The sequence below is a fragment of the Microbacterium sp. ACRRU genome (assembly GCF_022346945.1).
Lineage (GTDB): Bacteria > Actinomycetota > Actinomycetes > Actinomycetales > Microbacteriaceae > Microbacterium > Microbacterium mcarthurae.
Window position 1 is genome coordinate 1 of the sequence record NZ_JAKRNI010000033.1, and the last position, 26597, is coordinate 26597.

Here is a 26597-nt window from a genome sequence, read left to right on the forward strand (position 1 = left end):
GGGGGATGCCGGGGGCTCAGGCCGCGGACACGCCGAACAGCAGCCCCAGAACGTACGTCACCGCGGCGGCGCCGAAGCCGATCGCGAGCTGGCGCAGACCCCGCTTGAGCGGCGAGGCCCCGGAAAGCAGGCCGACCATCGCGCCGGTGGACAGCAGGGCGACGCCGACGAGCGCGAGGGCGATGACGACGGCGACGATGCCCGACAGCCCGAAGATCCAGGGCAGCACCGGGATGACCGCGCCCGAGGCGAAGAAGAGGAAGCTCGACACCGCCGCACCCCACGCGCTGCCCACGACCTCGTGCGAGGACTCTCCGGGCGCCGCCCCGGCCGGTGCCGTGGCGTGGCCGTTCTGCGCCGCCGAGACGACCTCGCGGGCCTTCGCGAACGCCTCGTCGGCGTCCATGCCGCGCGTGCGATAGACCAGCGCGAGTTCGTTGGCATCCAGATCCAGATGCGGGAGGGCGTCGTCGGCGTAGTCGCTCTCCTCGGTGGCCTGGAGGAGCTCGCGCTGCGAGCGCACCGACACGAACTCGCCGGCGCCCATCGACAACGCTCCCGCGAGCAGGCCCGCGATGCCGCTGAACAGCACGAAGCTCGGGGCGACGCCGGTCGCACCGACGCCCATCACCAGCGCGAGGTTCGACACCAGCCCGTCGTTCGCGCCGAAGACCGCCGCACGGAACGTGCCCGACAACCGCCGACGCCCCCGTGCGGCCAGACCCCGGACTACCTCGTGGTGCACCTGCTCGTCGGCCGCCATCTGCGCGGTGGCGTAGGGCTCATCGGCGTAGGGCGAGCGAGCCTCGGCGTTCTGCGCGAGGGCGAGGACGAAGATCGAGCCGAAGCGGCGCGCCATCCACGCCAGCATCGTGGTGCCGATACCGGGCCGAGGCAAGCGCTGCGGCGCATCGCCGAGCAGGTCGAGCCAGTGCTGCTCGTGGCGCCCCTCGGCCTCGGCGAGCGCGAGCAGGATCGCCCGCTCCTCTCCGGTGCGGCGGCTGGCGAGGTCGCGGTAGACGCGCGCCTCCGCACGTTCGTCGACGAGGTAACGCGCCCAGCGGCGGCGGTCGCGGGCGGTGGGTGTGGCAGCGGTCGTCACGGGTCTCCTTCGGGTCGCCCCCACGTTAGGCGGCGACATCCGCTCCCCCGGGCGCGTCGGTCGATACTGACAGCATTTCGGGGCTCCGAAGCCCGTCATCACGCGGATGCCGCGACGGCGGTGCCAGCATTTCGGAGCCTCGAAAGCGGTCCCCGGCTCAGGACCGCACGCGCTTGCGCAGCACCTCGATGCGCGCCTGCAGCTGCGCGACGGTGGCGTGCGAGACCGCGGGCCCGCCGCAGATGCGGCGCAGCTCCGCGTGCACGAGACCGTGCGCTTCGCCGCTCTGTCGCGCGTACAGTCCGACGAGGCTGTTGAGCAGCTGTCGTTGCTCCTTCAGGGTGCGGTGCAGGGGCGCGGGCAAGCCGCCCTCGTCGACGCTGGGGGGCTCCTGGCCGCTGGCCTTCTCCTTCGCCTCGCGCGAGGAGCGGTGGCGGGACTGGCGCGACGCCCGCGTCATGAGGACTTCGTGCACCTGCTCGGGTTCGAGCAGGCCGGGGATGCCGAGGAACTCCTCCTCCTCGACTGTTCCGGGCACCGCGAGCTGACCGAACTCCTGCCCGTCGAACAGCACGCGGTCGAAGTGCGCGAGCGATCCGAGAGCCTGGTACTCGAACTCCTGCTCGAGCGCGTCGGATGCCTTGTCCTCGCGCTCGGCGGCATCCATCATGTCTTCCTCGGCGTTCCACTGGTCTTCCGCGTCGCTGTCGCGGTCGAGCGCGTGGTCGCGCTGAGCCTCCATCTCGCCGGCGAGGGCGAGGAGCGGCGGGACGTTCGGGAGGAACACGCTCGCGGTCTCACCGCGGCGGCGGGCACGGACGAAGCGTCCGATCGCCTGGGCGAAGAACAGCGGCGTCGAGGCGCTCGTGGCATACACGCCGACGGCGAGCCGGGGCACGTCGACGCCCTCCGACACCATGCGGACGGCGACCATCCACCGGCTCGTGCCTTTCGAGAACGTCTCGATGCGGCCCGAGGCCTCGGCCTCGTCGGAGAGGACGACCGTGACCTTCTCGCCGCTGATGTCCTCGAGGATCGTGGCGTAGGCGCGCGCGGCGGTCTGATCGGTCGCGATGACGAGACCCCCGGCATCCGGGACCGTCTCGCGCACCTCGGTCAGGCGTCGGTCGGCGGAGCGGAGGACCGCGGGGATCCAGTCGCCGTTCGGGTCGAGCGCGGTGCGCCAGGCCTGCGACGTGATGTCTTTGGTGTTGTCCTGCCCGAGCTGGGCCTCCATCTCTTCGCCCGCCTTGGTGCGCCAGCGCATCTGGCCGGCGTAGACGAGGAAGAACACGGGCCGGACGACGCCGTCGTCGAGCGCGCGGCGATAGCCGTACGCGTAGTCGGTGCGCGAGAGTCGGATGCCTTTGTCGTTCGGGTGGTACTCCACGAACGGGATGGGGGCGGTGTCGCTGCGGAACGGCGTGCCCGACAGCAGCAGACGACGGGTGGCGCGCCCGTACGCCTCGCGCAGCGCGTCGCCCCAGCTGAGGGCGTCGCCGCCGTGGTGAACTTCGTCGAGGATCACCAGGGTCCTGGCATCCATCGTCAGGCGCTGGTGCACCTCGGCTTTGACGGCCACCTGCGCGTAGGTGACCGCGACACCGTGGTACTGCCGCGAGGGGGTGGCGTGCCGGTTGGAGAAGTACGGATCGAGGCGGATGCCGACCCGCGCCCCCGCCTCGGCCCACTGGGTCTTGAGGTGCTCGGTGGGGGCCACCACGACGATGCGGTCCACGACACGGCGGCGCATGAGCTCCGACGCCAGGCGGAGCGCGAAGGTCGTCTTTCCGGCGCCGGGCGTGGCGGCGGCGAGGAAGTCGCGCGGGCCCTTGCCGACGCCGTCGGGGCCGTCGGATCCGAAGTACTGGTCGAGCGCCTCGGCCTGCCACGCACGCAGGCGCTGCGCGGTTCCCCACGGCGCGCGCTGCGGGAACGAGGGCGAGAGGTGCTCGGCGGCGAAGCTTCCGAAGTGGTGATCCTCGGCGCCGTCGGCGCTGTGCGGACCCGGGGCGGGGGCGGCGGCGAGAGGGGCGGTGGTGTGCGGGAGGGCCGGGGTACGGGCTTCTTCTTCCAGCATCGAACCTCCATCCCTCGCGAGCGCGAACATCCACGATAGGCGGTTCCGCCGTCGCGCGGCTTCGCCCCGTGGATCGTTCCGTCGTCCCACCGGCCATAAACGCGATTCACGCGCGAAAACGCGAGGGGACCGTGTTTGTGCGCGCGGATCGCGTTTATGCGTGAGGACAGGACGCGGACCTTGCCCCGTCGGGGGGCGGCGTTAGCCTGGGGGCGGAGGTTTCGATGACACTCGATCCACACTCGCCCGACACCCCGTCCGAATCCGACAACCCCGGCCCCCACCCCTGGCGCCGATTCGTCGCCCTCGGCGACTCGTTCACCGAGGGCATCGGAGACCCGCTGCCCGACGGCGGCCACCGCGGGTGGGCCGACCGCGTGGCCGAGGTGCTCGCCTCGCAGGTCGACGACTTCGCGTACGCCAACCTCGCGGTCCGCGGCAAGCTCATCGGTCAGATCGTCGCCGATCAGCTCGAGCCCGCCCTCGCCCTCAAGCCCGACCTGATCACGTTCTCGGCCGGCGGCAACGACGTCATCCGACCGGGCACCGACCCCGATGCGGTGTCGCAGCAGTTCGAGGACGCCGTGGTGCGCCTTCGCAGCGGCGGCGCCACGGTCGTGGTGTTCACGGGCATCGACACCGAGTTCACGCCCGTGTTCCGCGGCATCCGGGGCAAGGTCGCCATCTACAACGAGAACATCCGCTCGATCGCCGACCGGTACGACTGCATTGTCGCGAACCAGTGGGGCCTGAAAGAGGTGCAGGACATGCGCTTCTTCGACGACGACCGCCTGCACTACAACTCCCTCGGTCATCACGAGGTCGCGCGCATGGTGCTCCGCGCGCTCAACGTGCCCAACGACCTGCAGCCCATGCAGCCCGAGGCGCTGCCCGCGACCACGTGGCGCGCCGCACGAGAGAAAGACCTCGTGTGGGCGCGGTCGTATCTGGTGCCGTGGGTGCTGCGCCGCCTCCGCCACCAGTCCTCGGGCGACCACATCCTGCCCAAGCGTCCCGAGCCGCTGCCGGTGATCACCCTCGCCCCGGGGCAGGATGCCGCGGCCTCGCGCCACACCGACGTCTGAACTCAGCGCAGCCCGCGCCGGAGCTCCCACAGCGCGACGGCGCTCGCGGCGGCGACGTTGAGGGAGTCCACTCCCCCGGCCATCGGGATCGTCACGACCGTGTCGGCGGCCTGCAGCGCGCCGCGACTCAGGCCGTCGCCCTCGGCTCCGAGCAGGAGCGCGACCCTCTCGTGCCCCGCGGCGGCGAAGTCGTCGAGCGCGACGGCATCGTCGGCGAGCGCCAGGGCCGCCAGGTGCAGGCCCGCTCCCTGCAGCAACGGCTTCGCGTCGGGCCACTCCGGCAGCCGCGTCCACGGCACCTGGAACACCGTGCCCATGCTCACCCGGACGCTCCGGCGGTAGAGCGGGTCGGCGCAGCGCGGCGTCACGAGGACGGCATCGGCACCGAGCGCGGCGGCGGAGCGGAACGCCGCCCCGACGTTGGTGTGGTCGACGATGTCCTCGAGCACGACCACGAGCCGGGCTCCCGCAACGACGTCGGCGACGGAGTCCAGGACGGGCCGGTGCATGGATGCCAGCAGCCCCCGGTGCACCGTGTACCCGGTGACCCGCTCGGCGACCTCCGCCGGAACGACGTACACCTCGGCATCCGGTCCGACGAGGGCGAGAGCGTCGTCGAGGAACTTCTCCTGCACGAGCACGGATCGCGGGCGATGTCCTGCCCGAAGGGCCCGGTCGAGCACCTTGGACGATTCGGCGATGTAGAGGCCGCCCGCGGGCTCGGCGACGCGCCGTAGCGACACGTCGGTGAGGTCGCGGTAGTCGGCCAGGCGCGGGTCGTCGGCGGAGTCGATCGGCGTGACGGGCATCGTCCCACTCTGCCAGGCCGACGCCCCCCCACCCCCGCTCGTTCGAGGTCCAGGACACGCGGACGTGGCGCGAGGGTGTCCGCGTGTTGTGGACACTGAACGGTCGGAGCAGCCGTCGCCGCACGACCACCGCTCGCCGTCGCGGCGTCCCGAGCTCCCGGACCATCGTGTCCGCGGGCGGTCCTAGACTCGATTCGACGGAGGTGGGCATGACCGACACGACGAAGGATGCCGAGATCGTGGCATCCATCGATCGGGCTGTCGAGGTGCTCGCCGGACGCCGTGTCGCCGTGCTCACCGGAGCGGGGGTGTCCACCGATTCGGGGATCCCCGACTACCGCGGCAAGGGCGCACCCACGCGGACCCCGATGACGGCGCAGCAGTTCCTCGCCAGCGCCGAAGCCCGCCGCCGCTACTGGGTGGGGAGCCACCTGGGGTGGAAGGTCTTCGCGGCGGCCGAACCGAACGACGGGCACCGCGCCCTCGCGGCGCTCGAGAACACGGGCGTCTCCAACGGGGTGATCACGCAGAACGTCGACGGTCTCCACGTCCGGGCGGGCAGCCACCGCGTCGTCGAGCTGCACGGGACCATGCGTCGGGTCGGATGCCTGCACTGCGGCCAGGTGTTCGACCGACGCGATCTCGCGGCTCGCGTCGAGGCCGACAACCCCTGGATCACCCTGCCCGAGAACGTCGAGCTCGGACCCGACGGCGATGTCACCCCCGCGTCGGCCGAGGGCTTCGTCGTCCCGGTGTGCACCGTGTGCGGCGGCACGCTCAAGCCCGACGTGGTGTTCTTCGGCGAGTACATTCCGGCCGAGAAGTTCCGCGAGGCCGAGCAGCTGGTGCACACGAGCGACGCGCTGGTCGTGGCCGGGTCGTCGCTCGTGGTGAACTCGGGCATCCGTCTCGTGGAACGTGCACGGCGCCGACGCCTCCCCGTCGTCATCGTGAACAGGGGTGTGACACGCGCCGACCAGCGCGCCGCTGTCAAGATCGACGCCGGCACGAGCGACGTGCTCGCCACGTTCGCCGAGCGCCTGCCCGGATTGCTCTGAGCGTGCACGGCGTCGCCGGCACCCCGCCGACCGCCTCGCACCCGACGCCCCTCCGCGCGGCCCGGGCTAGGCTCGAACGGTGACGATCCTCACCCTCGTACGACACGGCGAAACCGACTGGAACGCGGGCGGACGTATCCAGGGCTCGACCGACATCCCCCTCAACGACACCGGCCGCGCGCAGGCCCGCGAGGTCGCCGCGACGCTCGCCGCCGACCTGGCCGGCCGCGACGTCGTCGTCGTCTCGAGCGACCTGTCGCGCGCCGCCGAGACCGCGGACACGATCGCCGACGCCCTCGGCACCGCGGTCACGCGCCGCCTGCCCGGGCTGCGTGAGCGGTCGTACGGCGACGCCGAAGGGATGGATGCCGTGACGTTCGCCGAGGCCTTCGGGCCCTGGCACGCCGCTCAGGTTCCCGGGGCCGAGGAATGGCCCGTCGTCCGCGAGCGCGCGCTCGCCGCGATCGCCGAGGTGGTCGCCGAGACACCCGAGGGTGTGGACGTCATCGCGGTGGCGCACGGGGCGCTGATCCGCGAGGTCATCATGCACGCCACCGACGGCGAGTTCCCGCGCGTCGGCGAGCGGCTGCCCAACTGCTCCGCCACCGTGTTCCGCCTCGACGGCGACGCGTGGGAGATGCTGGCCTACGCCGGCGTCGCCGGCTGAGCCGGCGGTCTCACTCCCCCGCGCGGCGCAGCACAGCGCGGGCGTGGCGCAGGATGGGCTCGTCGATCATGCGCCCGTCGTACCGGAACACGCCCCGCTCGCCTTCCGCAGCGGCGAGCACACCCTCTGCCCACGTGCGCTGCTCCGGCGTCGGGGCATAGGCGGCACGGATCGTCGCGACCTGGCCGGGGTGGATGCACGCGGTCGCGCGGAAGCCCGAGGCCGCGGCATCCCGCGCCTCGTCCGAGAGACCCTCGAGGTCACCGATATCGACGTGGACGGCGTCGATGGCGGCCTTGCCGAACGCTCCCGCCGCCAGCAGCACCCGCGCGCGGGCGACCCGGGCGACGTCGCGGTACGCTCCATCGGCCCGTCTACTGGACGTGCCGCCCATGCTCGCCACGAGGTCCTCGGCGCCCCACATCAGGGCGGTCACCTGCGGGAGCGCGGCGAGCTGCTCCGCCGCCACCACGCCACGGGCCGTCTCGCACAGCGCGATCACCTCGTACCCTTCCAGGGGAGCGAGGGATGCCGCCGACTCGGCCTTCGCGACCATGATGCGCCGGACGCGGGTCCGCGACAGCGCCGCCAGATCCGCCGCGAAGTCGGCGGTCTGCGGGCCGTTGACACGGACGATGAGACGTTCGGGATCGGGGTCGGCCGCGACGAGGGCCGCACGCGCGGCGTCCTTCGCGCCCGGGGCGACGGCATCCTCGAAATCGAGGATCGCGGCATCGGACCGGTCGAGCGCCTTCGCGAGCCGTTCGGGACGATCGCCCGGCACGAACAGTAGTGCGGGGCCGAGGTCGAACGGCGCGGTCACGCCGCCGCGTCCTTTGACCACACCAGCACGGTCCGGGTCGCGGTGGCCACCACCTCGTCGTTCTGCGAGCGACCCGTGTGCGCGAGCACGACCACCCCCTGACCGGGGCGCGAGGCCGAGGGACGGACGGACACGACCTCGGTCTCGGCGGTGAGGGTGTCGCCGACGAACAGAGGCGCGGGGAAGCTCACGTCGGTCAGGCCGAGCTGTGCGACGAGGGTTCCCTGCGTGAGCTGCGCGACCGACAGGCCCACGAGCGTCGACAGCGTCCACATCGAGTTCACGAGAGGTCTGCCGAAGGGCTGAGTCGCCGCGAAAGCGGCATCCAGATGCAGCGCCTGCGCGTTCATCGTGAGGGTCGTGAAGACGACGTTGTCGGCGTCGGTGACGGTGCGCCCGGGTCGATGACCGTAACGCTCACCGACGACGAACTCCTCCAGATACAGGCCGCGCTGCTCGATCATGCCGCAACGGTACTCCCCGACAGGCCGAGGGCCCGAGAGATCACCATGAGCTGCACCTCGGTGGTGCCCTCCCCGATCTCGAGGATCTTCGAGTCGCGGTAGTGCCGCGCCACGGGGTACTCGTTGATGAAGCCGTTCCCCCCGAAGATCTGCGTCGCGTCTCGCGCGTTGGCCATCGCGGCGTCGCTCGCGGTCATCTTCGCCACCGCGGCATCCACCGAGAAAGGCTTGCCGCTGTCGCACAGGCGGGCGGCGTGCACCCACGCGAGCCGCGCGGTGTGCACCCGCGCGTGCATCCGCGCGAGCACGAACTGAACGTTCTGCCGCGTCGAGAGGCGCTCACCGAACACCGTGCGACTGCGGGCGTAGTCCACCGCCGCCTCGAGGCATCCCTCCGCCGCTCCCGTGGCCAGAGCCGCGATCGCGACGCGGCCCTCGTCGAGGGTGCGCAGGAAGTTCTTGAGCCCGTGTCCGCGTTCGCCGAGGAGGTTTCCCGCCGGGACACGGACACCGTCGAAGGTCAGGGGGTGGGTGTCCGACGCGTTCCACCCGACCTTGTCGTAGGCCGGTCCGACCGTGAATCCCGGGGTGTCGCGGGGCACGATGATCGTCGAGATCTCGGGGCGGTCACCGCTGCGGTCGGTCACGGCCGTGACGGCGACGTAGCTGGTGATGGCCGTCCCCGAGTTGGTGATGAACTGCTTCGAGCCGTCGATCACCCACTCGTCGCCCTCGCGTCTGGCCGTCGTGCGGGTGGCTCCCGCGTCGCTTCCCGCTTCGGCCTCGGTCAGCCCGAACCCGGCGAGCGCGCGCCCGGCCACGAGGTCGGGGAGGTACTGCGCCTTCTGCGCGTCGCTGCCGAAGCGGAACAGCGGCATGGCGCCGAGGCCCACACCGGCCTCCAGGGTGATGGCGAGCGACTGGTCGACGCGCGCGATCGCCTCGATGGCGACGCACAGCGCCGCGTAGTCGCCGCCCTGCCCGCCGACGTCCTCAGGGAAGGGGAGGCCGAACAGGCCCAGCTCCCCCATCTGCGCGACGATGTCGAGCGGCAACTCGTGCGCGCGATCGGCCTCGTACGACCGCGGCGCGATCACCTCGTCGGTGAATTCGCGCACCATCGCGGCGAGTTCGCGCTCGTCGTCGGTGAAAGCCTGCTGGCTGTCGATGCTCACGGGGATCCTCCTGGGGATCGAAGAGAAGGGGGATGCCGCGGACGGCGGCGTTCGGAGGGGGGCGGGGTACGGGCTCGTCAGCGCAGCAGCATCGCTCGTCCCGGCTCGCGCAGCACACCCGCGACGTCGGTGAGGAACCGCGCCGCTTCGGCTCCGTCGACGAGTCGGTGATCGAACGAGAGGCTGAGGGTCATCACGTCGCGCAGGGCTATTTCGCCGCGGTGCTCCCATGGGGTGCGGCGCACGGCTCCGACGGCGAGGATCCCGGCCTCGCCCGGATTGAGGATGGGGGTACCGGCATCCACACCGAAGACACCGACGTTGGTGAGGGAGAACGTCCCGCCGGTCATGTCGGCCGGTGCCGTGCGTCCGGCGCGGGCGGTCGCGGCGAGATCGGCGATCGCGTCGGCGAGGTCGACGAGCGCGAGGGTATCGGCATCCCGGATGACGGGGACGACGAGGCCGCGGTCGGTCGCGGCGGCGATGCCGAGGGCGACGTAGTGGTGTTCGACGATCTCCCCCGCCTCTTCGTCCCACCGCGCGTTGAGCGCCGGGGTGCGGCCGAGGGCGAGACACACCGCCTTGGCGACGATCGCGAGCACACCGATGCGGTGACCGTCCAGGGCCCGATCGGTCTTGAGCGACGCGAGCAGCTCGGAGGTGGCGGTGACATCCACGGTGAGGAACGTCGTGGCGTGCGGTGCCGTGAAGGCGCTGCGCACCATGGCGGCGGCGGTGTGCTTGCGCACGCCGCGGATCGGGGTGCGGGTGACGCGCGGATCGGAAGAGACAGCCGGGGGGACCGTCGACGGAACTGAGGGAGGCACGGATGCCGCGCGCCCGGCGAACTCCTCGACGTGCGCGCGCGTCACGACCGCGCCGGGGTGTGCGGCGGCGACGAGCGCGAGATCGACGCCCAGGTCTTTCGCGAGCTTGCGCACGGGCGGGGTCGAGCGCGGGCGCTCGAGCACGGGTTCGGCGGGGGCGGGTCGGACGATGTCGTGCGGCGCGGCGGCATGCACGGAGTCCTCGGTGTCGAGAACGGCGCGACCGGCCCCGCGGGCGCGGCGACGAGGCCGCGCACTCCCAGCCGGCGCCGCGCCGTAACCGACGAGGTTCGGCACGGCCGCCGAGACCACCGGGCGATCCTCCGCGACGATCTGCCGATCGGCGTGTGCCGGTGCCGACTCCGCAGGACGGTGGGGGGCCACCTCTGGTTCCCCGTCCACGGCGAACGAGACCAGCGGCGAACCGACGGCGACGACGTCCCCCGCCGCGGCGTGCAGACCCTGCACGACCCCCGCGTAGGGCGAAGGGATCTCGACGACGGCCTTGGCGGTCTCCACCTCGGCGATCGTCTGGTTCAGCGACACCGTGTCTCCCTCGGCGACGTGCCAGAGGACGATCTCGGCTTCGGGAAGCCCCTCCCCGAGGTCGGGAAGCAGGAACTGCGCGATCATCGGACGCTCCCCTCCGTGGCGGCGAGCGGCGCCTCGCGCTCGAGCACCCGATCGACCGCGTGCAGGATGCGGTCGAGGTCGGGCACGTGATGCTTCTCGAGCTTGGACGGCGGGTACGGAATGTCGTGCCCGGTGACCCTCGTGGGCGGCGCCTCGAGGAAGGAGAAGCACTGCTCGGTGATGCTTGCCACGATCTCCGCCCCGAGCCCCGCCTGCCGAGCGGCCTCGTGGGTCACCACGACACGACCCGTCTTGCGCACGGAAGCGGCCACGGTGTTCAGGTCCAGGGGCGACAGCGACCGCAGGTCGATCACCTCGAGCGACAGTCCCTCGTCCTCGGCGGCGACCGCCGCATCGAGGGCGGTTCTCACCAGCGCGCCATAGGTCACGATCGTGGCGTCGCTGCCCTCGCGGGCCACGCGCGCCAGGTGCAGGGGCGGGGCGTCGGCGAGGTCGGCATCCACGTCGACCTCCCCCTTGGAGTGATACAGAAGCTTGGGCTCGAGGAAGATGACGGGGTCGTCGGATGCCACCGCCTGCCGCAGCATCACGTGCGCGTCCTGCGGGTTCGAGGGGGCGACGACCCGGAGCCCCGCGGTGTGCACGAAGTACGCCTCGGGCGACTCCGAGTGGTGCTCGGCGGCGCCCACACCCCCGGCCCAGGGGATCCGGATGACGAGCGGCATCCGAATCCGCCCTCCGCTGCGGTAGTGGAGCTTCGCGACCTGGCACACGATCTGGTCGAACGCCGGGTAGACGAATCCGTCGAACTGGATCTCGACGACGGGACGATAGCCGCGCACCGCAAGGCCCACGGCGGTTCCCACGATCCCCGCTTCCGCGAGCGGAGTGTCGATCACCCGCTGCGCACCGAACCGCGCCTGCAGGCCATCGGTGACGCGGAAGACACCGCCCAGCTTGCCGATGTCCTCGCCCATCAGCAGCACCCGGTCGTCATCGGCGAGCGCGCGGTCCAGACCGGCATTGATGGCGGCGCCCAGGGTGAGCGCGCTCATCGGGCGTCCTCCGCGACGAACCCGGACAGATAGTCCACGTAGGCTGCGCGTTGCGCGGCCAGCGGCGCATGCGGCTCGGCGTAGACGTGGTCGAAGATCGTCTCGGCGGCGCGCGTCGTAGCGCCGATGCAGGCCGCGCGCACCTGCCCGGCGAGCGCGTCGGCGGCGGCGGCGACCTCGGCGAGCCCGGAGTCGTCCAGCACGCCCTCGGCACACAGGTAGGCCTCGAAGCGGGAGATCGGGTCGCGTCCGGCCCAGTGCTCGACCTCCTCGGCCGTGCGATAGCGTCTCGGGTCGTCGGAGGTCGTGTGCGGCCCCATGCGATAGGTCACCGCCTCCAGGAACGCCGGTCCCTCTCCGCGGCGCGCGCGGTCCAGCGCCCACCGCATCGCGGCCACACACGCGAGCACGTCGTTGCCGTCGATGCGGAGACTCGGGATGCCGAATCCCGGCGCGCGCCCCGCGATCGGGAACTTCGCCTGCACCGTGACGGGTTCGGAGATCGCCCACTGATTGTTCGAGCAGACGAACACGACGGGCGCACGGAACGACGAGGCGAACACCATCGCCTCATTCACGTCGCCCTGGCTGGTCGCACCGTCGCCGAAGTAGGCGATCGCGACGTCGCTCGAGCCGTCGCGCTGGGCGCCCATCGCCCACCCGGTGGCGTGCAGCGACTGCGCTCCGATGATGATCTGCGGCGGAGCGGTGTTGATGGCGGTGTGGTCGAAGGCCGAGTGCTCCTCGCCGCGCCACGCCAACACGAAATCGGCGGGCTGTGCGCCGCGGGCGAGCAGAACACCGTGCTCGCGGTAGCTGGGGAAGACGAAGTCACCGGTGGCGAGCGCGTGGGCGGTCCCGATCTGCACCGCCTCCTGGCCCCGGCACGGCGCCCAGAGGGCGAGCTGCCCCTGACGCTGCAGCGCGACGCCCTCCGCGTCGACCCGGCGCGTCAGGACCATGTCGCAGTGGAGGGCTCGCAGCTCGTGCGGCGACAGATCAGCGATCCACGGATCGAGCACGGCGTCGGGCACACGGGAACCGTCGGGCTGAAGGACGCGGGCGACATCCTCCCCGTCATCCGCGCGGTCGGCGGCGTCATGGTCCGGCGTGGTCTGGGTGTACGTCATCGTCATCCCTCCAGGTGCGGCCCGTGGTCCTTGTGGGAGCGGGGCGGTCCGGGCGCCGGCAGCGTCGCCGACAGGGCCGACCGTACGCGGAGAAGGCAGGGCGCTCAAGACCTCCGCAGAAGGTTCAGCAAAGTGCCCATTGCGGCACGGGGGCATCCTGCTAATCTTTCGCACCATGACCAAGCTCGACGCGGTCGACCTCGACCTCCTCCGCGCCCTGTCTCACGACCCCCGCGCCACCGTCGTCGCGCTCGCCGAGAAACTCGGGCTCTCGCGCAACACCGTCCAGGCGCGCATGAGCCGCCTCGAGAAGGGCGGGGTCTTCCTGTCGTTCGAGCGCACCCTGTCGGCCGAGGCCCTCGGGTTCCCCATCGAGGCGTTCCTGCAGGTGACCGTGCGGCAAGCAGAACTCCCGACGATCCGCGCGGCGCTCGCCGAAGTCCCCGAGGTCCTGCAGGCGCACGGACTGAGCGGCCAGGTGGATCTGCTGGTGCGGGTCGCCTGTCGCGACACCCAGCATCTGTTCGACACCGACGCGCGCATCCTGTCGATCGACGGCGTCGAACGCACCGAGACCTCACTGGTGATGGGCGAGGTGATCGGCTACCGCGTCGGCCCGCTCATGAATCTCGCGCGCGAACAGCTGTAGGCCCGCGCCGCCGGGCCCCCGCGGGGCGTTTCCGGTCGCTCACCGCCGAGGCTACGGCGCCGGTACCACCGGCACGCTGGCCGTCTCGGTGCTCTGCTCGACCGGGTCATCGGCATCCAGTCGCACCAGCACGACCCCCGCGAGCACGAGCGCTCCGCCGACGAACTGCACGGGTGCGGGGGTCTCCCCCAGCAGCAGCCACGCGAACCCGAGCGCGAAGAGCACCTCGCTGAGCCCGACGAACGACGCCACGCGCGATCCGATGAGCGGAACGGCGATCACGCCGAGGGCGTAGCCGAGGGTCGTCGCAACGCCGCCAACCCACAGCAGCGGCAGGATGCCGGGGACCTCGACCCCCAGCATCGACACGGTGATGGCGGGGGCGGCGAACGGGAGCAGTCCGCTGACGATCAGCACCCCCATCACGAGCGTCCCCGTGACGAGGCCGCCGGCCGCCAGGGCGAGGGGCGGCAGATCGTCGCCGGCGCGTCCGGCGATGACGAAGTAGGCCGCCGCGCACACCGCCGCGCACAGGGCGAACAGCGTGCCCAGCAGATCGAACCGGGCGCCGCTGATGTCGACGACGAGCACAAGCCCGGCCATCGCGACGATCGAGCCCACCATTACGAGCTTCGACGGCGCCCGCCGCGTGCGCGCCCACACCGCGACGACCAGGAGCACCGGGGCGATGTACTGGATGAGGAGCGCCACCGCGACCGGCATTCGCTGCATGGCCGCGAAGTAGAACACCTGGCACCCGGCCACCGCGGTCAGCCCGAAAGCGACGATGAGCAGCCCGTGGCGTCGCAAGAACCCCGGCTGGCGGCGGATCGCCCGCACGAGCGCGGGAGACAGCAGCAGGGATGCCAATCCCATCCGCACCACGAGGACGGCTCCGAGCGACCAGCCCCCGTCGAGCAGCGGCTTGACGAACGGCCCGCTCGACGAGAACGCCAGCGCCGACGCAACGGCGATCGCCAGGCCGGTGACGGCGCCCGAGCCGCGGTGCGTGGGGCGAGGGAGGGCGACGGAGGATGTGGTCATGCGAGCCCGCTGTCAGGAGTGAAGTACGTTTACACTCGTGACAGTAGAGCCTTCGCCTGTCAGGAGTCAACATGGTCTTCATTCGTGACACCGAGCTCGTCCTCCGCGCCACGGTCGAGCTGGTCAACACGCTCCCCGAGACCGATGCGAGCGGCGTCGACGGGCTGACCGGCGAGGACGAACTCGAGGCCTTCACCGCACGCCACGGATACACCGGTTCGCGCACGCACGACCGCCGGGAGCTCACGGCGGTCCGCGGCATCCGGAACCGCCTGCACGACCTGTGGAGCGTCGATCGCGACGGCGCCGTGCCGCTGGTCAACGCGATGCTCGCCGACGGCCGCGCCCTGCCCCAGCTGGTACGCCACGACGACACCGATTGGCACATCCACGCGAGCGATCCCGACGAGCCGTTGGCCCGTCGCATGCTGGTCGAGGCCGCGCTCGCGTTCGTCGACGTGATCCGCGCCGACGAGTATGCGCGTGTACGGGTGTGCTCCGCCGACGACTGCGCCGGGGTCTACATCGACTTCTCGAAGAACGGGTCGAAGCGCTACTGCGACGCCGGCAACTGCGGCAACCGCATGAACGTCAACGCGTACCGGCGACGCAAGGCCGACCAGCCGGCCTGAGGCGCTTCCTCTCACGCCTCGGGAGGGCGACCCCGCTCACGCCTCGGGAAAGCGCTTCCCCTCACACCTCGGGAGGGCACTCCCCCTCACGCCTCGAGAAAGCGCTTTCCCCTCACGCCTCGGGAAAGCGCTTCCCCTCACGCCTCGAGAGGGCGACCCCGCTCACTCGGCTTCGCCGCGTCCGCTTTCGTCCTCGAGGAACGACCGGATCGCGGATGCCGCGGCGGCGGGCGTCTCGTAGTGGATCAGGTGCCCCACCGCGGCGATCTCGACCAGCGTGGCCCGCGGGAACAGGGTGGCCAGGTGTCGCTCGGCCTCGATGGGGGTGATGTCGTCCTTCTCGGCGGCGACGAGCAGCGTGGGCTGCGCGATGCGGGGCGCGAACTCACGGACATCGTGCGAGACGCTCGTCACGAACGCCTCGTGCAGCACGTCGCGGTCGGCGAAGCGCGAGAAGTAGGTGTCGTGCTGCTCGTGGACGAAGCGGCGAAGCCCGGGTTCGCGGGTCTTGACCATCGCGACGCTCATCACGCGCACGATGGCGGGATTGCGCAGCAGGGCATCGCCGATCGCTCGCGGCAGACGCGCGCCGGCGAGGTAGTAGAACACCGCGAGACGGGTCAGCAGACCGCGAGGACCCTCGAGCGCCGGGGCACCGATCGGGTTCACCAGGATCAGCCGCGGCGTCGGAAGGCCACCCGCCACGGCCGCCGAGGCCACGATCGAGCCGAACGAGTGACCGAGCACCACCGCGCCGGGAGCCACCGCATCGACGAACGCGCGCAGCCACGCGGCGAACGCGTCGAGGTCATGCCGCCGGCCCGGAAGCGGCGGCGTCTCACCGAAGCCGGGGAGGTCGGGAGACACGACCCGGATGCCGGGCAGGTGCGCGACGACCGGTTCGAGGCCGTGGTGCTCGCCGCGGAAGCCGTGGACCGCCACGATCGTGGTGGCGGCGTCCTCGTCACCGTACGTCCAGTACGCCGTGGTGCCGCCGAGGATGTCGGCCGTCCGCCTCTGGACGGGGATCTCCGCCAGTCGCGCGGCGTAGGGGTTCGGCATCCCTCGATTCTAGGAGGCGGTGCCCGGGCGCGCCCGGCGAGCATGCGCGACGCCGCGCGGTGCGCCTCGGTGTCCGTGTCGGAGCCCCGCCCTACTCTGAGCCCATGACCACGTGGCAGGCCGAGCCGCTTCCGCTCTTCCGGACGCCGGAGTGGGCCCGCGTCGTCGGGGTCTTCGACCTCGAGACCACCGGGGTCGACGTGGTGAACGATCGCATCGTGACGGCGCACGTCGGGGTACTCGACGCCTCGGGGCGGGTGATCGATGCGCGCGACTGGCTCGCTGACCCGGGTATCGAGATCCCGGCCGGCGCGGCCGCCATTCACGGCGTCTCCACCGCGCACGCCCGCGCGCACGGCGCGCCGGCCGCATCGGTGATCGACGAGGTCGTGGCGTCCCTGCGCGCGCTCTTCGACGCCGGCATCCCGGTCGTCGCGTACAACGCCCCCTTCGACTTCTCACTGCTGAAGTACGAGGCGCTGCGCCACGGCATCCCTCCCATCGATGCGCCCTCGCCGGTCATCGATCCGCTCGTCGTCGACAAGACGTACGACCGCTACCGGCGCGGCAAGCGCAGTCTCACGCACGTCGCCGCCCACTACGCGGTGCCGCTGGACACGGCGCACGAGGCATGCGCGGACGCCGTCGCCGCGGGGCGCCTCGCCCTCGCCCTCGCCGAACGCTACGCGGCGTGGCTTCCGCCGACTGTCGACGAGCTCCACACCCGGCAGATCGCGTGGGCACGCGCTCAGGCGGCGAGCCTGACCGAATACTTCGTCAAGATCGGGCGGCTGGATGCCACGGCTCCCCCGCTCGACGGGGCCTGGCCGATCCGCTGAGCGCGGGCATCGGGCATCGCGGGGCTGACACGGGGTGCGTTAGGGCGGCCGCGACCGTGGGGATCGGGCATCGCGAAGCTGACCCCGGGGTGCGTTCAGGCGGCCGCGGCTACGAGGTTCGGCATCACGGGGCTGAACCCGGGGTTCATTAGGACGGCCCTCGCCACGAGGTTCGTGCCGACACGAGTGTCGGTGGATCAGGGCGCGTGCGGCGTGGGAAATCGTGCCGGGATACGTGTCGCGCGGTGCTACCGCCGGTGCCCTCGGCGATGTCGGACCCCCTCGGTAGTGTTCGAGCATGGTGGTTCCGGCATCCGCGACTGATCGGTCTGACCCGACCGATGTCGGTTGTGCGCCGTGGCCCGACGACGATGTCGTGCAAGCCGATGCGGATGCCGCATGGGCCATCGACCTGGGCCTCGTCGACCTCGTTAATGGGGCGTTTCCGAGCACCGATCCCGGCCATGGTCCGGCGGAGGACGCCCTGGCCTGTCTGCTGGAGCGTCTGGAGGACCGCTCGCGGGAACGTCATCGCGCCACCGCCGCCGAGTACGACCTCATCTTTCAGGTGATCGCCGACGCGTCGGCCGACCCCGACCCGTGGGTCGGTCCTGATCCGACGCTCGACCGGCTCTGGAGCGACCCGCGAGGACGAACGGTCACCGCGGTCCGGCGCGACCGCATCGACATGGCCGAACGCGCCGCCGTCGCCGAGATCGCCGTGCGCCTGCGCGTGGCCGAGCAGACGGTCCGCGCACGAGCCGCCCACGCCGGGATTCTTCGCAACCGGTGCCCCCGCGTGTGGGCGGCGTTCGTCGACGGGCGACTGTCGGAGCGGCACGCGGTCGAGACCGCGCGCCTGGCGGCCTCATTGCCGGATGGCGACCCCGGAGCCTGGGCGGCGTTCGACGACGGGGCCCTCGATCGGGCTCTGCGACTCTCTCCCGCGCGGTTTGCCACGTCAGCACGCGTCCTCCGCGAGCGGGTGCACAGCGAGTCGATCCAGGAGCGGCATCGGCGTGCGCGCGACGAGCGGGGAGTGTGGCTGACTCCCGACCTCGATGGCATGGCGACGGTCACCGCATATCTCCCCGCGGATCGCGCTGCCGCCGCCCTGACGCGCCTCGACCACGCCGCTCGGCATCTTGCCGCCGTCGACGGCGAGGAGCGCACCTTGGCGCAGCTGCGTGCCGACGCGTTCGCCGATCTCCTCACGGGGACGGATCCGGCCCCGCGGAGCACCCCCGGACGATCGGGCGTCGCTGTCGGCGGCACGAATCGCCCCGGCGTCGTCATCACGATCCCCGCCCTGACGCTCCTCGGAGCCGACACCACCCCCGCCACCATCGATGGCTACGGCCCTGTCGACCTCGATACCGCGCGTCGCCTCGCCGGAGAAGCGTCCTCGTGGATTCGCCTTCTCACGCACCCGGTGACGGGCGCGCCGCTGGCACTGGACCGCACGGTGTATCGGGTCACCGCGGCGCTCCGTCGTTGGCTCGGCGTCACCTCCCCCACGTGCGCGTTCCCCGGCTGCGGGCGCCCTGCCCGCGAGTGCGACCTCGACCATCGGCGAGCGTGGAGCAAGGGCGGCACCACCGACGCCGACAACCTCGAACCCGAGTGCCGCCATCACCATCGGATGCGTCACGAAACGCGCTGGACACCCGCGAGAGACCCCGACACCGGCGACCTGACCTGGACATCGCCGCTCGGCGCACGCATCGACGCCGACCCGCCGCCCTTCTGAGCGGGTTCGGTGGCCTGAACCGGCATAGTCACGGTGTTCATTGCGGTCGAAAGCCCGGCGTTGCCCCCCCCTGCCGTTCGTGACCTCCGCGGGTGCGTCGTGCGGGACCTCGCGCGGGCGCGCAGGTGCGTGGGCGCGCAGGTGCGTGGGCGCGAGGACGCGCGGGCGCGTCGTGCGGGACCTCGCGCCGGCGCGCGGGGGCGAGCGCGCGGGCGCGTCCCGCGGGACTTCGTGCGAGCGCGTGGGCGCGGGAACGCCCGCCCGGGGTACCCGCTCCCGTACCCTCTCGTCATGGATCGCCCCCAAGAAGCACCCCGCCGGGACTCCCTTACGCCACTGCGCACCCAGCCAGACTCGGCCGCGCCCCTCGTGCGCCCGGCTCGCCTCGCCGACGCCGAAGGTATCGCGCACGTGCACGCGGCATCCTGGCGGGAGACGTATGGGAGATTCGTCGACGACCCCGACAACAGCCCGTGGTTCCGCGCCGAAGGGCGGGTCACGATGTGGCGGACGACTCTGGGCGAAGATCCCACGCAGACCGTCGTCGCCGAGGGAACCGCCGGAATCGTCGGATTTGCGTCCACCGCCCCGACGCCAGAACCGGATGCCGCCCGCCCCGAAGAGCTCACGATGATCTACGTTCTCGAGAACGCCCACGGAACGGGCACCGGTCAGGCGTTGCTCGACGCGGTCCTCGGTGACCGCCCGGCCTCGCTCTGGGTGGCGGCCGACAACCCGCGCGCGCACGCGTTCTACCGCCGAAACGGCTTTCGCCCCGACGGCACCGAATCCTCCTTCGGGCCGATCCCGCGGACGGTCAGACTGGTGCGCTGACGCCCGGAACCGACCGCCACCGCCAGCCGAACGCCGCTCCCGAGCTCACGACCGACAGGAACTGACGCCCGCCCGTACCGTCGCCCTGCCCAGCCGACTCCACCGCTCGATGCGCGAGGAGGACCTGGGCTCGCTCTTCTGGACGGTGGCGTTCCAGCAACGACGAGAGCCCCCGTCCCGAAGGACGAGGGCTCTCGACGAAACCGCGTGAACTCAGCGCGAGCCGAAGTTCTTGAAGCGCTGGTTGAACTTCTCGACGCGACCGGCCGAGTCCATGATGCGCTGCTTGCCCGTGTAGAAGGGGTGCGAGGCCGAAGAGATCTCGACGTCGATGACGGGGTACTCCACACCGTCCAGCTCGATCGTCTTGTCGCTGCTCACCGTCGAACGGGTGAGGAAGGTCTCGCCCGAGCCGAGGTCGCGGAACACGACGGCGCGGTAGTCCGGGTGGATGTCAGTCTTCATGGGAGGTCCTTTGAGAAGTGGTGCCCTGGATTCTGCCAGGACGGTCAAAGTCTGCGGCGCCGGAGGCACCAAAGGACGAGTCTACCAGGCCCACGGCGCCGCGACGACGCCGGTCATCCGAAGCCGAAGAAAGCTCAGGACGATGCGCGGGCGGCGTAGCGCCCGGCATCTTGGGTCAGGGTGATGTCGACCCCGAACGTCGCGCTCAGGTTCTCGGCCGTGAGCGCCTCGGACAGGGGCCCGGATGCCACGACCTCGCCGTCACGCAGCAGCAGGACGTGAGTGAACCCGACCGGGATCTCCTCCACGTGGTGCGTCACCATGATCATGGCCGGAGTGGTCGGGGCCTGCGCGTAGCCCGAGAGCAGCGCGAGGAGCTCTTCGCGCGCGCCGAGATCGAGGCTCGCCGTGGGCTCGTCGAGGAGAAGCAGTTCGGGATCGGTCATGACCGCACGGGCGATCTGCACACGCTTCTGCTCGCCGTCCGACAGTGTGCCGAAGGTGCGGTCGGCGAGGTGGTCGAGGCGCCACTCGGCGAGGACCCGGAGCGCGCGGCGTTCGTCGATGTCGTCGTACTGTTCGCGCCAACGGCCGGTGACCGAGAACGCGGCGGTCAGTACGACATCGAGAACCGTCTCCTCCGGCGGCACGCGGCGCGCCATCGCGGACGAGGCGAAGCCGATGCGCGGACGCAGCTCGAACACGTCGGTGCGCCCGAGACGCTCGCCGAGAATCGTCACCGACCCGGACGTCGGGTGCAGGAGCGTGTCGGCGAGCTGGAGCACCGTGGTCTTGCCGGCGCCGTTGGGGCCGAGCACCACCCAGCGTTCGTCGTCCGAGACGTTCCAGTCGAGGTGGGACACGATGTCCCGGGCGTTCCGGCGGACGACGACGTCGGAGAACTCCAGAACCTGCGGCATGCGTCCAGCCTAACGGGCAGAGTCCGCTCGCATCGGCGCGCCACCCCGGACTGTGGACCGACGCGCCGGACGACGTTCGCGCGCCGCGCCAGCGCGAGAACGGGCCCGGCCTACCTCCCCGCGATCTCCGCGTACAACGCCGCCGTGGTCTGCGCGATCGCGGCCCAGCTGAAGTCCTCGATCGCGCGCCTGCGGCCGGCCTCGCCGTACTCGGATGCGCGCGCGGCATCCGTCACGACCTCGGTGAGCACCCGGGCGAGGTCGTCGACGAAGCGATCGGGATCGACCGGTGTTCCGGTGCCGTCCTGCACCTGCTCGATGGGCACCAGGCGCCCGGTGACGCCATCGACCACGACCTCCGGGATGCCGCCGGTCGCGGTGCCGACGACCGCGGCTCCGCACGCCATGGCCTCGAGGTTGACGATGCCGAGCGGCTCGTACACCGACGGGCACACGAACGTGGTGGCGGCCGTCAGAATCGCGCACAGCTCATGCCGCGGCAGCAGCTCGTCGATCCACACGACACCGTCGCGCGTGGCCTGGAGCCCGCGCACCAGGTCCTCGACTTCGGCGAGGATCTGCGGGGTATCCGGCGCCCCCGCGCAGAGCACGAGCTGCACATCGGGGGGAAGCTGCTCCGCGGCGCGCAACAGATAGGGCAGACCCTTCTGACGGGTGATGCGCCCGACGAAGACCACGGAGGGCCGCGCGGGATCGATGCCGAAGCGGGCGAGCACGTCGGGATCGTCGACCGGATGCCATGCCTCGGTGTCGATGCCGTTGTAGATCACGCGCACCTTGGCGGGGTCCAGTGACGGGTAGCTGCGCAGGATGTCCTGACGCATGCCCTCGCTCACGGCGACCACGGCGGCGGCGCCCTCGTACGCGGTCTTCTCGATGAAGCTGGACACGGCGTATCCGCCACCGAGCTGCTCGGCCTTCCACGGGCGCAACGGCTCCAGGCTGTGCGCGGTGACCACGTGGGGGATGCCGTGGAGCAGGGAGGCGAGATGCCCGGCGAAGTTCGCGTACCAGGTGTGGGAGTGGACGACGTCGGCACCGGCGACGTCGGAAACGATCTCGAGGTCGGTTCCGAGCGTCTGGATCGCGCCGTTCGCGGAGGAGAGCTCGGCCGGCACCGCATAGGAGGTCGTATCGGCCTCGTCGCGGGGTGCGCCGAAGGCACGGACCTGCACCTCGGTGCCCTCGGCGCGCAACGCCCGCACCAGCTCGGTGGCGTGGACACCGGCTCCCCCGTAGATCTCCGGCGGGTACTCCTTGGTGACGACGTCGACGCGCATGAGACGAACCGTAGCGCAGCGCAAGCCCCGCCGCGCGCCGGTTCCCGCGATCGCGCCCGCCCCCTAGGGTGGTGCCATGCCTGCAGCGCCGAAGGTCTTCGGAATCATCCTCGCCGGCGGCGAGGGAAAGCGACTCATGCCCCTGACGGCCGACCGAGCGAAACCGGCCGTCCCCTTCGGAGGCCAATACCGCCTGATCGACTTCGCGATCTCGAACCTCATCAACTCGGGATTGCGTCAGCTCGTGGTGTTGACGCAGTACAAGTCGCACAGCCTCGACCGCCACATCTCTCAGACGTGGCGCATGTCGCCCATGCTCGGTTCGTACGTGGCATCCGTCCCCGCTCAGCAGCGGCTCGGCAAGCGATGGTTCTCGGGTTCGGCCGACGCGATCCTGCAGTCGATGAACCTCATCCGCGACGAGAAGCCGGACATCGTCGTCGTCATCGGCGCCGACCACGTCTACCGCATGGACTTCGCGCAGATGCTCGACGCGCACATCGCCTCGGACGCGCGGGCCACGATCGCCGGCATCCGTCAGCCCATCTCCCTCGCGAACCAGTTCGGCGTGATCGACACCGATCCGGCCGACCCGACGATGATCCGCGAGTTCCTCGAGAAGCCGCAGAACCCCACGGGGCTCTCCGACGCCCCGCACGAGGTGCTCGCCTCCATGGGCAACTACATCTTCGACGCCGACGCGCTCGTCGAGGCGGTCACGCACGACGGTGAACTGCCCACCTCCGCGCACGACATGGGCGGCGACATCGTGCCGTACTTCGTCAATCGGGGCGAGGCGGCGGTGTACGACTTCCAGCGCAACGACGTGCCCGGTTCGACACCGCGCGATCGGTCCTACTGGCGTGACGTCGGCACGATCGAGTCGTTCTACGACGCGCACATGGACCTGATCTCGACCCTGCCGATCTTCAACCTGTACAACGACGACTGGCCGATCTTCTCCCAGACCTTCAACGCCCCGCCGGCGAAGTTCGTGCGCGACTCCGTCGGCCGTATCGGCAACGCGATCGACTCGATCGTCTCGCTCGGATCGGTCCTGTCCGGCACGCACCTCGAACGCAGCGTCGTGGGACCGTGGGCGCTGGCCGGCGGCGGCTCGACGATCACGGACTCCGTGCTGTTCGACGGCGTCCAGGTCGGTGCGGGAGCACGCATCCACCGCGCGATCCTTGACAAGAACGTCACTCTGGCACCCGGGGCGACGATCGGCGTCGACCGCGAGCGCGACCTCGCGCGCGGGTTCACCGTCACCGAGACGGGCATCACCGTGGTGGGCAAGGACGTCCGCGTCGACGCCTGATCCCGGATGCCGGAAGGGGCGGTGACCATGTCGGTCACCGCCCCTTCCGCTTTCGCCGGCCGACGTCAGACGCCGACCCGGGCGAACGCGTCGCGGCTGATGCCCTGGGCGAGCACGGCCTTCGACCATTCGCGCGCCGTGTGAAGACTGTGGTCGCGGTAGTTGCCGCAGCTGAACGCGTCCGTTCCCGGAACGTCCTCCCACTCCACCTCTTCCGCGATAGCGCGCAGCGAATCGCTGACGGCGGCGACCACGTCACACAGGTCGGGCTCGCCCCACATGATGAGGTGGAATCCGGTGCGGCATCCGAACGGCGAGATGTCGATGACACCGTCGATGCGGTCGCGCAGCAGGCTTGCGAGCAGATGCTCAATCGTGTGGATGCCCGCCGTGGGGATCTCCCCCTCGTTCGGCTGCACCAGACGCACGTCGAAGTTCGAGATGACATCTCCGCGCGGCCCGGACTCGGTGCCGATGAGGCGGATGTAGGGGGCGAGGACGGCGGTGTGGTCGAGCGTGAAGCTCTCGACGTCGGCCATGGGGATCCTTTCGGCGGCGGACGGGACGATCCGAGCCTACGCGCGCGCTCACGCCTCGGCGTCGCGTGCGTCCTCCGGTGACGCGCTAGGGTCGAGGCCGTGCCGGACCCCGCTCGTTTCCTTGTCGTCCTCGACGCCGATTCCACCCTGATCCGCAATGAGGTGATCGAGCTCCTCGCGGACGAGGCCGGTCGCGGACCCGAAGTGGCCGCGGCGACAGAAGCCGCCATGCGCGGCGACGTCGACTTCGCCGCGAGCCTGCGGTCCCGTGTCGCGGCCCTGGCGGGTGTTCCCGTCACCGCGTTCGCCCGAGCCGTCGCGCGCATCGAGCCGACACCGGGCGTGCGCGCGCTCATCGACGCCGTCCACGACCGCGGCGGGCGCGTCGGAGTCGTCTCGGGCGGGTTCCACGAGGTGCTCGACACGGTCGCCCCCGACCTGGGCGTCGACATGTGGAGAGCCAATCGTCTCGCCGTCGCCGACGACGCGCTCACCGGCGAGGTCGATGGACCGATCGTGGATGCCGCGGCGAAGGCCGACACTCTCCTGCGTTGGGCCTCCGAGCACGGCGTGCCGCGGTCGCTGACCTTCGCGATCGGTGACGGGGCAAACGACCTGCGCATGATGGAGGTCGCCGGTCTCGGGCTCGCCTTCAACGCCAAGCCCGCCGTCCGCGCGAACGCCGACCTCGTCATGGGACGCGTCGATCTCGCCGACGTCGTCGCTCTGCTCCCCCGCTGACGAACACCCCTCCCGGATGTCGGAGGGGCTGCCTACAGTGGCCACATGGACGTGATCCTGGTTCCGGGCCTGTGGCTCGATGCATCGTCGTGGGATGCCGTGACTCCTGCTCTCACCGATGCGGGGCACCGCGTGCACCCGCTGACCCTTCCCTCCGCTCCCGAGGCGCGCATCGGCGACTGGGTCTCGGCGGTCGTCGCCGAGATCGACGCCGCGGAAGACCCCGTTGTGCTCGTGGGTCACTCCGGTGGCGGCAACGTCGTCTGGGGTGCCGCCGATGCGCGGCCCGATCGCGTCCACCGGGTCGTCTTCGTCGACACGATGCCCCCGCCGCCCGGCGCCATGATCTCGGAGTTCCCCGTCCGAGACGGGGTCGTTCCCTTCCCCGGGTGGGAGTTCTTCGACGAGCCCGACGTCGCCGACCTCGACGACGCGACGCGGCAGCGGGTCGCCGCGCGCGCCGTCGATGTACCGGGAGCGGTCCCGACCGATGCGCTCACCCTGTCGGACGACCGACGCCACGGCATCCCCGTCACGGTGCTCTCGGGTCAGCTCGATGCGGAAGCCGTCACCGCGGCGTTGGCGGAGTGGGGTGCCTGGGCAGACGAGTTCGGCGCGATCCGCGACAGCGAGGTCGTCACGCTCGGTTCCGGCCACTGGCCGCAGTTCTCGCAGCCCGACGCTTTCGCGCGGACGCTGCAGAAGGTGGTGCGCTGAGGCCGCCGCGCTGCGTCAGTGCCCCATGCCCAGACCACCGTCGACGGGGATGACGGCGCCCGAGATGTAGGCGGCGTCGTCGCCGGCGAGCCAAGTGACGACACCGGCAACCTCGTCGGCCGAGGCGAACCGGCCGGCCGGGATGTTCTTCTTGTACTCCGCCTGGGTGTCGGCGGGCAGTTCCGCCGTCATGTCGGTCTCGATGAAGCCGGGAGCCACCACGTTCGCCGTGATGCCGCGACCCCCCAGCTCGCGGGTCAGCGAGCGGGCGAAACCCACCAGTGCGCTCTTGGAAGCGGCGTAGTTGATCTGGCCCGCCGAGCCGTAGAGACCCACGACACTCGAGATGAGGATCACGCGCCCCCAGCGCGCCTTGAGCATGCCCTTGGACGCACGCTTGACGACGCGGAATGCGCCGCCGAGGTTCGTCGACACCACGCTGTCGAAATCGTCCTCGCTCATCCGCAGCAGCAGCGTGTCCTTGGTGATGCCCGCGTTGGCCACGACCACGGCGATCGGTCCGAGCTCCGCCTCGATCTGCGTGAACGCCGCGTCGACCGCCGCGGCATCCGTGACATCGGCGCGCACCGTGAGCGTCCCCGCCGGACCTTCGCCCGAGCGCGCGGTGACGGCCACGCGCCACCCCTCGGCGACGAAGCGTTCCGCGATGGCGCGGCCGATGCCGCGGTTTCCTCCGGTGACGACGACGACGCGGTCCTGAGACATGTGAGACTCCTGCGATGCGAGGGACGGAACCGGCCCAGCCTACCGATCGACGCCGCATCACCCGGCGCGGGGACGTTTGACACGGCCCCGGCCACGCTGAAAATCTGAGGGACAGCACCGACGAAAGGGACGACCGTGAGCGACGACCAGAACCCCGCCCCCCGCAGCGAGGACGCAACGCCCGCCGC

Annotated in this window: 27 protein-coding genes; 11 read left to right on the forward strand and 16 right to left on the reverse strand. The window is 71.2% G+C overall.

What is annotated here, in order from left to right:
* Nucleotides 1–16 precede the first annotated feature (16 nt).
* A complete protein-coding gene (locus tag MHY30_RS12775; RefSeq protein ID WP_374204612.1) occupies nucleotides 17–1141 on the reverse strand; it encodes a VIT1/CCC1 family protein in 1125 nt (374 codons plus the stop codon).
* A 118-nt stretch (nucleotides 1142–1259) separates the two neighbouring features.
* Nucleotides 1260–3182 (reverse strand): DEAD/DEAH box helicase, encoded by a 1923-nt coding sequence (locus MHY30_RS12780; protein WP_239277278.1) that lies wholly within the window; start codon nucleotides 3180–3182, stop codon nucleotides 1260–1262.
* Nucleotides 3183–3406: 224 nt separating this feature from the next.
* Between MHY30_RS12780 and MHY30_RS12785 the strand changes: the two genes are divergently transcribed.
* Complete coding sequence (locus MHY30_RS12785) at nucleotides 3407–4267, forward strand: SGNH/GDSL hydrolase family protein (protein ID WP_239277279.1); 861 nt, start codon at nucleotides 3407–3409, stop codon at nucleotides 4265–4267.
* Between the two features lie 2 nt (nucleotides 4268–4269).
* On the opposite strand, the gene MHY30_RS12790 is transcribed toward MHY30_RS12785, so the two are convergent.
* Complete coding sequence (locus MHY30_RS12790; RefSeq protein WP_239277280.1) at nucleotides 4270–5076, reverse strand: RNA methyltransferase; 807 nt, start codon at nucleotides 5074–5076, stop codon at nucleotides 4270–4272.
* A 209-nt stretch (nucleotides 5077–5285) separates the two neighbouring features.
* Here MHY30_RS12790 and MHY30_RS12795 point away from each other — a divergent pair, with 209 nt between their 5' ends.
* Complete coding sequence (locus tag MHY30_RS12795; protein WP_239277281.1) at nucleotides 5286–6134, forward strand: Sir2 family NAD-dependent protein deacetylase; 849 nt, start codon at nucleotides 5286–5288, stop codon at nucleotides 6132–6134.
* Nucleotides 6135–6213: 79 nt separating this feature from the next.
* Nucleotides 6214–6801 carry a histidine phosphatase family protein gene (locus tag MHY30_RS12800; protein WP_239277282.1) on the forward strand — a complete coding sequence of 196 codons (588 nt, stop codon included), beginning with the start codon at nucleotides 6214–6216 and terminating at the stop codon, nucleotides 6799–6801.
* Between the two features lie 10 nt (nucleotides 6802–6811).
* Here MHY30_RS12800 and MHY30_RS12805 read toward each other — a convergent pair whose 3' ends face one another.
* The 6 genes from MHY30_RS12805 to pdhA all read right to left on the reverse strand — a co-directional run bounded on the left by MHY30_RS12805 (nucleotide 6812) and on the right by pdhA (nucleotide 12869).
* Nucleotides 6812–7624: a CoA ester lyase gene (locus MHY30_RS12805; RefSeq protein ID WP_239277283.1), complete on the reverse strand. Its 813-nt coding sequence runs from the start codon at nucleotides 7622–7624 to the stop codon at nucleotides 6812–6814.
* Complete coding sequence (locus MHY30_RS12810) at nucleotides 7621–8088, reverse strand: MaoC family dehydratase (RefSeq protein ID WP_239277284.1); 468 nt, start codon at nucleotides 8086–8088, stop codon at nucleotides 7621–7623. The genes MHY30_RS12805 and MHY30_RS12810 overlap by 4 nt, the downstream gene beginning before the upstream one ends.
* On the reverse strand, nucleotides 8085–9263 hold the full coding sequence (locus MHY30_RS12815; protein WP_308192663.1) for an acyl-CoA dehydrogenase family protein: 1179 nt from the start codon (nucleotides 9261–9263) through the stop codon (nucleotides 8085–8087). Before MHY30_RS12815 ends, MHY30_RS12810 begins: the two co-directional genes overlap by 4 nt.
* 77 nt (nucleotides 9264–9340) lie before the next feature.
* Nucleotides 9341–10723: a dihydrolipoamide acetyltransferase family protein gene (locus MHY30_RS12820; protein WP_239277285.1), complete on the reverse strand. Its 1383-nt coding sequence runs from the start codon at nucleotides 10721–10723 to the stop codon at nucleotides 9341–9343.
* The gene (locus MHY30_RS12825; RefSeq protein WP_239277286.1) at nucleotides 10720–11739 is read right to left on the reverse strand and encodes an alpha-ketoacid dehydrogenase subunit beta; all 1020 of its coding nucleotides are present in this window, start codon (nucleotides 11737–11739) and stop codon (nucleotides 10720–10722) included. The genes MHY30_RS12820 and MHY30_RS12825 overlap by 4 nt, the downstream gene beginning before the upstream one ends.
* Entirely contained in the window at nucleotides 11736–12869 is a 1134-nt protein-coding gene (pdhA, locus tag MHY30_RS12830) for a pyruvate dehydrogenase (acetyl-transferring) E1 component subunit alpha (protein WP_374204613.1), read from the reverse strand. The genes MHY30_RS12825 and pdhA overlap by 4 nt, the downstream gene beginning before the upstream one ends.
* A 175-nt stretch (nucleotides 12870–13044) precedes the next feature.
* On the opposite strand from pdhA, the gene MHY30_RS12835 reads away from it, so the two are divergent.
* Nucleotides 13045–13518: an Lrp/AsnC family transcriptional regulator gene (locus tag MHY30_RS12835; RefSeq protein WP_239277288.1), complete on the forward strand. Its 474-nt coding sequence runs from the start codon at nucleotides 13045–13047 to the stop codon at nucleotides 13516–13518.
* Between the two features lie 51 nt (nucleotides 13519–13569).
* Here the strand turns inward: MHY30_RS12835 and MHY30_RS12840 are convergent, their stop codons facing one another.
* Complete coding sequence (locus MHY30_RS12840) at nucleotides 13570–14562, reverse strand: DMT family transporter (protein ID WP_239277289.1); 993 nt, start codon at nucleotides 14560–14562, stop codon at nucleotides 13570–13572.
* 71 nt (nucleotides 14563–14633) lie between these two features.
* Here MHY30_RS12840 and MHY30_RS12845 point away from each other — a divergent pair, with 71 nt between their 5' ends.
* Nucleotides 14634–15194, forward strand: coding sequence for a CGNR zinc finger domain-containing protein (locus MHY30_RS12845; protein WP_239277290.1), 561 nt, complete (start codon nucleotides 14634–14636; stop codon nucleotides 15192–15194).
* A 162-nt stretch (nucleotides 15195–15356) separates the two neighbouring features.
* Here the strand turns inward: MHY30_RS12845 and MHY30_RS12850 are convergent, their stop codons facing one another.
* A complete protein-coding gene (locus MHY30_RS12850; protein WP_239277291.1) occupies nucleotides 15357–16256 on the reverse strand; it encodes an alpha/beta fold hydrolase in 900 nt (299 codons plus the stop codon).
* A gap of 104 nt (nucleotides 16257–16360) precedes the next feature.
* Here MHY30_RS12850 and MHY30_RS12855 point away from each other — a divergent pair, with 104 nt between their 5' ends.
* The 3 genes from MHY30_RS12855 to MHY30_RS12865 all read left to right on the forward strand — a co-directional run bounded on the left by MHY30_RS12855 (nucleotide 16361) and on the right by MHY30_RS12865 (nucleotide 19679).
* The gene (locus MHY30_RS12855; protein WP_239277292.1) at nucleotides 16361–17095 is read left to right on the forward strand and encodes an exonuclease domain-containing protein; all 735 of its coding nucleotides are present in this window, start codon (nucleotides 16361–16363) and stop codon (nucleotides 17093–17095) included.
* Nucleotides 17096–17393: 298 nt separating this feature from the next.
* Nucleotides 17394–18845 (forward strand): HNH endonuclease signature motif containing protein, encoded by a 1452-nt coding sequence (locus tag MHY30_RS12860; RefSeq protein ID WP_239277293.1) that lies wholly within the window; start codon nucleotides 17394–17396, stop codon nucleotides 18843–18845.
* A 291-nt stretch (nucleotides 18846–19136) separates the two neighbouring features.
* Nucleotides 19137–19679: a GNAT family N-acetyltransferase gene (locus tag MHY30_RS12865; RefSeq protein WP_239277294.1), complete on the forward strand. Its 543-nt coding sequence runs from the start codon at nucleotides 19137–19139 to the stop codon at nucleotides 19677–19679.
* Between the two features lie 213 nt (nucleotides 19680–19892).
* Here the strand turns inward: MHY30_RS12865 and MHY30_RS12870 are convergent, their stop codons facing one another.
* From MHY30_RS12870 to glgA, 3 genes are all read right to left on the reverse strand, one after another.
* Entirely contained in the window at nucleotides 19893–20144 is a 252-nt protein-coding gene (locus tag MHY30_RS12870) for a type B 50S ribosomal protein L31 (protein ID WP_239277295.1), read from the reverse strand.
* A gap of 134 nt (nucleotides 20145–20278) precedes the next feature.
* Complete coding sequence (locus MHY30_RS12875; RefSeq protein WP_239277296.1) at nucleotides 20279–21064, reverse strand: ABC transporter ATP-binding protein; 786 nt, start codon at nucleotides 21062–21064, stop codon at nucleotides 20279–20281.
* Between the two features lie 110 nt (nucleotides 21065–21174).
* Nucleotides 21175–22365, reverse strand: a complete 1191-nt coding sequence (gene glgA / locus MHY30_RS12880) for a glycogen synthase (protein ID WP_239277297.1) — start codon at nucleotides 22363–22365, stop codon at nucleotides 21175–21177.
* A gap of 76 nt (nucleotides 22366–22441) precedes the next feature.
* Here glgA and glgC point away from each other — a divergent pair, with 76 nt between their 5' ends.
* Nucleotides 22442–23686, forward strand: a complete 1245-nt coding sequence (glgC, locus tag MHY30_RS12885) for a glucose-1-phosphate adenylyltransferase (RefSeq protein ID WP_239277298.1) — start codon at nucleotides 22442–22444, stop codon at nucleotides 23684–23686.
* 65 nt (nucleotides 23687–23751) lie between these two features.
* On the opposite strand, the gene MHY30_RS12890 is transcribed toward glgC, so the two are convergent.
* Nucleotides 23752–24225, reverse strand: a complete 474-nt coding sequence (locus MHY30_RS12890) for an S-ribosylhomocysteine lyase (RefSeq protein WP_239277299.1) — start codon at nucleotides 24223–24225, stop codon at nucleotides 23752–23754.
* Between the two features lie 99 nt (nucleotides 24226–24324).
* On the opposite strand from MHY30_RS12890, the gene serB reads away from it, so the two are divergent.
* Nucleotides 24325–24966: a phosphoserine phosphatase SerB gene (gene serB / locus MHY30_RS12895; protein WP_239277300.1), complete on the forward strand. Its 642-nt coding sequence runs from the start codon at nucleotides 24325–24327 to the stop codon at nucleotides 24964–24966.
* Nucleotides 24967–25011: 45 nt separating this feature from the next.
* A complete protein-coding gene (locus MHY30_RS12900) occupies nucleotides 25012–25683 on the forward strand; it encodes an alpha/beta fold hydrolase (RefSeq protein WP_239277301.1) in 672 nt (223 codons plus the stop codon).
* 15 nt (nucleotides 25684–25698) lie between these two features.
* On the opposite strand, the gene fabG is transcribed toward MHY30_RS12900, so the two are convergent.
* Nucleotides 25699–26409, reverse strand: coding sequence for a 3-oxoacyl-ACP reductase FabG (gene fabG / locus MHY30_RS12905; RefSeq protein WP_239277302.1), 711 nt, complete (start codon nucleotides 26407–26409; stop codon nucleotides 25699–25701).
* Nucleotides 26410–26597 lie beyond the last annotated feature (188 nt).